The 6,962-nt window shown below is 45.1% G+C and carries 2 protein-coding genes (1 of these 2 cut by a window edge); both read left to right on the forward strand.

Annotated elements, in window-relative coordinates:
* Positions 1 to 2,571: DUF7507 domain-containing protein (locus CYL18_RS19190; RefSeq protein ID WP_161497063.1), on the forward strand; the 2,571-nt coding region annotated here is incomplete at its 5' end.
* A gap of 1,619 nt (positions 2,572 to 4,190) precedes the next feature.
* On the forward strand, positions 4,191 to 6,962 hold the 5' portion of the coding sequence (locus CYL18_RS02590; RefSeq protein ID WP_456238402.1) for a Cna B-type domain-containing protein. Its footprint extends 2,532 nt past the window's final position; only the first 2,772 of its 5,304 coding nucleotides appear in the window; its start codon is at positions 4,191 to 4,193; its stop codon lies beyond the right edge, outside the window.

Consider the following 6,962-nt stretch of genomic DNA (forward strand, 5'->3'; position numbering starts at 1 on the left):
TTGGCCAACGGAACCAAGGTCGACAGCAAAACCGTAACGGCCAAAGATGACTGGAAGTACAGCTTCGATAACCTGGACAAGTATGCGAACGGTAAGGTAATCACCTACACCGTGAGCGAGGACGAGATCGCTGGATACGAGACTACGATTGCTGGTTTCGACATCATCAACAAGCACGAGGTGGAGAAAATCTCCGTCCTTGGTACAAAAACATGGGATGACAAGGAGAACCAGGATGGTAAGCGCCCTTACACCATCACCGTGAACCTGTTGGCCGATGGCGTTAAGGTTGCTACTAAGCTTGTGAAAGCCGACGTAGATGGCAACTGGACCTACAGTTTCACTGATCTTGATAAGTTCGCAAACGGAAAAGAGATTGTGTATACCGTTACCGAGGATGCTGTAGAGGGTTACACAGGCATTATTAACGGCTTCGACATCACCAACAGCTACGAGCTTGGCAGCTTAACGGTGGAGAAAGAAGTTACCGGCGTGTCTGCTGGTGAGGTAAATACAGCAGGAGCCAAGTTTACGTTTACGATTACAGGCGAGGATTATGAACAAGTAATCACATTGCCTGCAGAAGGCACTACAAAACTCGTAGGCTTGAAACCTGGTAAATACACAATTAAAGAAGCTGATTCTGGTAAAGCCTATGCTGCTCAGAACTATAAATACAAAGAAACCAGCTACCAAGCAGGAGAAGAAGCTGTTCAGGGACTTGAAGGTGAAGTAGTTGTAAGCAAAAATAACACAACCAAAGTAATCTTCACCAACAGCTATGAGCCTGTAGGAAGCCTAGAAGTATTGAAAGTTGACTCCAAAGACGATAATACAGTCTTAGAAGGTGCAACATTTACTCTCACTGGTGAAGATGGTAATGTCAAAACTGCTAAATCTGATAAGAATGGGGTAGTGCAATTTGTTGAACTACAGTATGGAGAATATACATTAAAAGAAATGAATGCTCCAGCTGGCTACCTGCTTCCAGAGGAGAATGAATGGACCGTTACGATTGATAATAAAGACCAGCCAGTCGCGATGAAGATTGAAAACATCAAAGAAAACCCTAGCCTTAAAGTCGATAAAACAACCGACAAAGAAGAATACAAAAACGGGGAAATCATCCACTACACCATCAAGATAACGAATGATGGCAATGTGGAAATGGAAGGAATCACCCTGGAAGATGTATTCAGTAAAAATGACGACAGCAGCATCGATCAATTGACTGTGGAGGGATATGAAGGAGCCTTTAACTTGGCTGTTGGCAAGTCAGTGGAGTTCACTGCAACTTATAAGATTCCGGAAACAGACAAAGGTGGCACAACGTACATCAATGCTGTTACTGTCAGCGTGGGTGACAAAGTCTATGATGAGGATGAAGTGACAGTACCAGTCGCAAAAGAACCACACCTAGACGTTGAAAAGACTACCGATAAGGAAGAATACAAAAACAGGGAAACTGTTCACTACACCATTACGGTAACCAATGATGGCAATGTGGACATGAAAGATATTACCCTGGATGGTGTATTCTCCAAAGACGGCAACAGCGATATTGATCAGTTAACTGCTGAGGGCTATGATGGTCCATTCGACTTGGCTGTAGGGGATACAAGAGTGTTCGATGTTTACTTCAAGATTCCAGCAGCAGACAAAGGCGGTACAACATACACGAATGTTGTTACACTCGAAGTTGGGGATATGACGTTCGAAGATGATGTCACCGTCACTGTTGAGGATGACCCTAGCCTTAAAGTAGAAAAAACTGCTGATAAAACGCACTATGAACAAGGTGATACTGTCAACTACACCATCAAGGTGACGAATGATGGCAATGTTGATTTGACAGGATTGACTCTTGAAGATGTCTTCACGAAAGACGAGAAGATTGTAGATTTATCAGTGGAAGACTATGACGGTAGCGAGTTTAATTTAGCTGTTGGAGAAACCAAGGAATTCCATGCCACATACGTGATTCCGGAAAGCGATCTCGGTGACACAGCTTATACAAATACCGCCACTGTCAAAGATGGTGATACAGGGGTTACTGCTGGAGATGAAGTGACCATTATCGTCGATCCAACCTATGGTTTCGAAATCAACAAAACAGCCGACAAAGACGAAGTTGAAGTAGGTGAAACCATCACCTACACAATCGATGTCACCAACACAGGCAATAAAGCATTGACTGATGTGAAGGTCATCGATGAAATGGTTGGCCTTGATGAAACAATCAGCCAGCTTGATGTAGGGGAAACAAAAACATTGACAGTTACCCACGAAGCGACTAGTGATGATATCGGTGAATTAACCAATCTTGCAGTAGCGAAGGTAACGATTGATGGGGAAGAAATCGTCGAAGAAGCTACCGCAACGGTCATAGTCACAGATGTATTAGGAGTGGCTGTTGAGATGGAAGAGCCAACCACACCCGAAAAGGTAATGGCGACTGTGAAGGATATCGTCAATCCAAAAACTGGCGACGATGGATTGAACCTCTTCTTAGCATTAGTTATGTTCATGTTTGCTGGCATCGGTTTATATTATACTAGAGCAAAAAAATAAATAAATCAGATGGTCAGTAACGAGTAAGGAAGGCGGCACCGGATTTAGGTGCCGCCTTTTAAGATTTACATACGTTGCTTTTTTATAAATTTTATATATTAAAATAACAGTTTTATAATATTAAATGTAATGAAAACTTTTAGAATATTTTATATAATAGTGACTGAAAGTTAAAATATTATTCTAAAATACTATATTATGGAATAATTTTAGCTTATTAAATTTTAAGGGTGGTGCTAAAAAACAATTTAGGAGTTCTCAGTCAAAAACTTAATAAGGGTGTGTGAAGCATGAATGTGTCAAGAACGAAGACCTACAAGAAGAAACGTCAGCAAAAGAGAGTATTCTCCATTCTGACGCTCATCTTTCTTCTTGTCCAAACTATTCTAACTCCTGTCGCTCAGTACGTGAACGCTGAAGGATCATCCGTCAACGTGAGCTTTAACCAAACTGAAGCTAAAGTAGGCGACACGCTGACAGCAACACTGAGTGATACAGGAGGAGACTCTGGTATGCTTACATTCACTGTAAACGGTGGATTAAGCATTAAGGGAATTGCCGGTGGCCAAGGTAATGTGGACATCGCGACCCAACAAGACCAAACCATGAGTTTTACATGGAAGGAAGGCAGCAGCAAAACGCTTACAGTCAACGTTGCTGCTAATGAGGCGGGAAGCGGAACAGCAATCTTAACTTCTGAGAATGGAGGTACTTCATCTGCTGCAGTTCAGATCACAGCCCAAGAAGAAGTGGTGTCTGATGAAGCAACAGATACAGAAGATAATGTAGTCGCTTCTCAAGAAGTGGAGAAAGTAGAATCCGCAGAAGAACAGAAAGATCAAGAACAAGAGGACGAGCAAAATGACGAAGATATTGTAGAATATGGAAAATCTGTAGAAATTCAAGATGCTAAAGCGGTGACGATTTTAGTAGATGAAGAAGAAACTACAACTGAGGATGAGGAGTCAGAGGAGGCGACTTTTGCTACTGAAAGAGCAGTTTCAGGTACCGCCAATCATATCGACATCGGTATCACTGTGGAAGCAAAGCTGACCGTCGGAAATGAAACGCTTACGGAGAATCTTAAGCTAGTGAGTGGTGATTTCACAAGCTCTAACGTAACTATTACGGCAACGCAGGGTGGAGAAACTTTTAAGAACTTCAGCCCTGACTTTAAAGATATTTCGACCAGCACGGGTGCTTCGGGCATCCGACAGTTCCGTATTGGTGGCAGCTATCCGGTCGGTACGGCCTCTAATCCGGTCAAGTATACCGTTGTCCTAAAGAAAACTGTCACGTTCATTTCAGAATCCGGAACCAAGTACACGGTACCGATGTCCTTTACGGCTACTTTCAACTACTGGCAGGCTGAGAATGACTGCCCAGGTATTCGCGATCGTAACAGTGATGGAACGCCGAAACAGTTTGAAAAGAGCGCCGGTCTTGACTTTGTACTTGGAAGCTCTGCCGAAAACATGGGTATATTGACTATCCAAAAGAACCTGGTTGACGAAAATGGCAAACCGCTTGCTGTCACTAGCGGCACGTATACGTTCGACGTTTACAACAGCAATAACGAAAAGGTTGACACTGTTGTGGTGTCTACGGGTACGGGTAGCATGGGCCTTGCCTCGACAGATCTGCCATATGGCACGTACTACATCGTCGAAAATGTAAGCGCGGGCAATGCCGTTATTGATGGCTACAAGCTTGACGATGTGCTCATTAATGATGTCGACTCCACAACCTCGTCTGAATTCAAAATAGGCTCAAACGCCAAGACTGTCACCTTGCTCGTAGAAAATATCTACAAGGAAGCTTTCACATCCGTTAATGTGACCAAGGTGTGGGATGATGCCGGCAATCAAGATGGTATTCGTCCTGCTTCTGTTACCGTGCAGCTATATGCTGATAACGTGGCAGTCACAGGCAAGACCCTCACTCTGAGCAATGAAAATGGGTGGAGCGGAGCCTTTGTGAGTCTACCTGTTGAGGATAGCAACGGAAAAGACATCGCCTACACTGTAGCCGAGGCAGATGTGAATGGTTACAAGGCATCCGTCACAGGATCTGCGGAGGCTGGTTACACGATCACCAACTCCTATACTCCCAAGACCACGAGCATTTCGGCTAAGAAGGTATGGGTTGACAACAACAATCAAGACGGGATTCGCACCGATGTGACACTTAGGTTGATGAAGAAGGTCGAGGGCGATTCTTCCTTTATCGAGTTGGCTGGCAAGGAGAAGGTCATTTCCAAGTTTGCTGAAGAAAAGCACCTGGAAGTCAAATGGGATAATCTCCCGGTGTATGAGAATGGTAAGTTGATAACCTACACTGTTGCAGAGGACACAATCGAGGGCTATACGACTGAGATTACGGGTGACGCTGCCGTTGGCTTTACGGTCACTAACACCCATATACCTGTTACTACGAGCGTTTCCGGCATCAAAATGTGGAGCGACGCCGATAATCAGGACGGCAAGCGTCCAGAGTCCATCACGGTGAACTTGTTGGCGGATGGCACCAAGGTTGATAGCGTGACCGTAACGGCCGAAGAGAGTTGGGAGTACAGCTTTGAGAACCTTCCTAAGTACAAAAGTGGTCAGGAAATCAAGTATACGGTGACCGAGAATGCGGTAACAGATTATACGACCAATGTTGACGGCTTTAACATCACGAATACCCATACGCCTGACAAGACGAGCGTGAACGTGACCAAAGTTTGGGATGACAGCCGCAACCAAGACGGAATCCGTCCGGATTCCATCTCCGTGCAGCTTTATGCCGACGAATTAGCATATGGCGATCCGGTCGATCTGAGTGAGGCGAACAACTGGACCTACAGATGGAGTGATCTTTATGTGAATTCTGAAGGCGAGCCAATCACTTATACCGTTGAGGAAGTTGATGTGCCAGATGGCTACACTTCAAAGGTTACTGGTGATGCCACAACAGGCTTCACGATCACCAATACCCACGAGCGTGAGACCATTGAGGTTTCTGGCAAAAAGGTCTGGAATGACAAGAACGACCAGGACGGCATCCGTCCATCGTCCATCAGGATTTACCTGTACTCCACCATTATGGAGGGCGAGGTCGAGAGGACGGACCAGATTGGTTACACGGACGTGGAGGCCGACAAAGTTGGCAACTGGAAGTTCAGTTGGGGAACCGAAGGGCTTCGACCACTTCCTAAGTATTATAAAGGTCAGAAAGTCAAGTACACCATCAAGGAAGTAGCAATCGATGGTTATGATACTGATATTACGAGCAGCGTGAACGAAGATGGCGATATCGAATATACGGTCACTAACACCCACACACCTGAGACGGTAGACATCTCTGGTACAAAAACGTGGGAAGATGCGGATAACCAAGACGGCAAGCGTCCTATCAGTATTACGGTAAACCTATTGGCCAACGGTAAAAAGGTTAAAGAGATGGACGTAATGGCTGGTGAGAATGGTAATTGGACCTACAAATTTATCGACCTAGCCAAGTTTGAGAATGGCAAAGAAATCGTCTACACTGTGACTGAGGAAGCAGTTGATGATTATAGCACTGAGATTACTGGTACGAACATCAAAAACTCCTACACGCCAGAGCAGACTTCTGTGACGGTAACTAAGGCTTGGGATGATAAGGAAAACCAAGACGGAATCCGCCCTAACTTTGTAATTGTGAGCCTACTGGCTGACGGAGTAGACACTGGTAAGACGGTTACGTTGAGCGCTGATAATAACTGGAGTGACACCTTTACAGGGCTTGATAAATACAAGGACGCTGGTATGTATATTCTCTATACCGTTAAAGAGCAAATCAATACTAGTGAGTATACCTTTGAGGTTACCGGTAGCGTAAAAGATGGCTTTGTTGTAACCAATACTCATGAGGTCGAAAGGACTGCTATCTCCGTCGAGAAGAAATGGGAAGACCAAGATAACCAGGACGGCATCCGTCCTGACTCCGTAACAGTGCAGCTTATGGCTGATGGGGAATCCTATGGAGACCCGGTTAAGCTTAACGCGAAGAACGACTGGGCGTACACTTGGAAAGACCTCGACGTGAATAAAAATGGCGAGCAGATCAAGTACACGGTGGTTGAGGATGAGGTAAAAGGCTATACGCCAACTATCAGCGAAGCGGAAGGCGGCTACATCATCACCAACACCCATAAGATTGCGCAGACTAATGTCTCCGTCGAGAAGAAATGGGATGACCAAGATAACCAGGACGGCATTCGTCCTGACTCCGTAACAGTGCAGCTTATGGCTGATGGGGAGTCCTATGGAGACCCGGTTAAGCTTAACGCGCAGAATGACTGGGCGTACACTTGGAAAGACCTCGACGTGAATAAAAATGGCGAGCAGATCAAGTACACGGTGGTT

It is taken from the genome of Pradoshia eiseniae, from assembly GCF_002946355.1.
GTDB classification, from domain to species: Bacteria; Bacillota; Bacilli; order Bacillales; family Pradoshiaceae; genus Pradoshia; species Pradoshia eiseniae.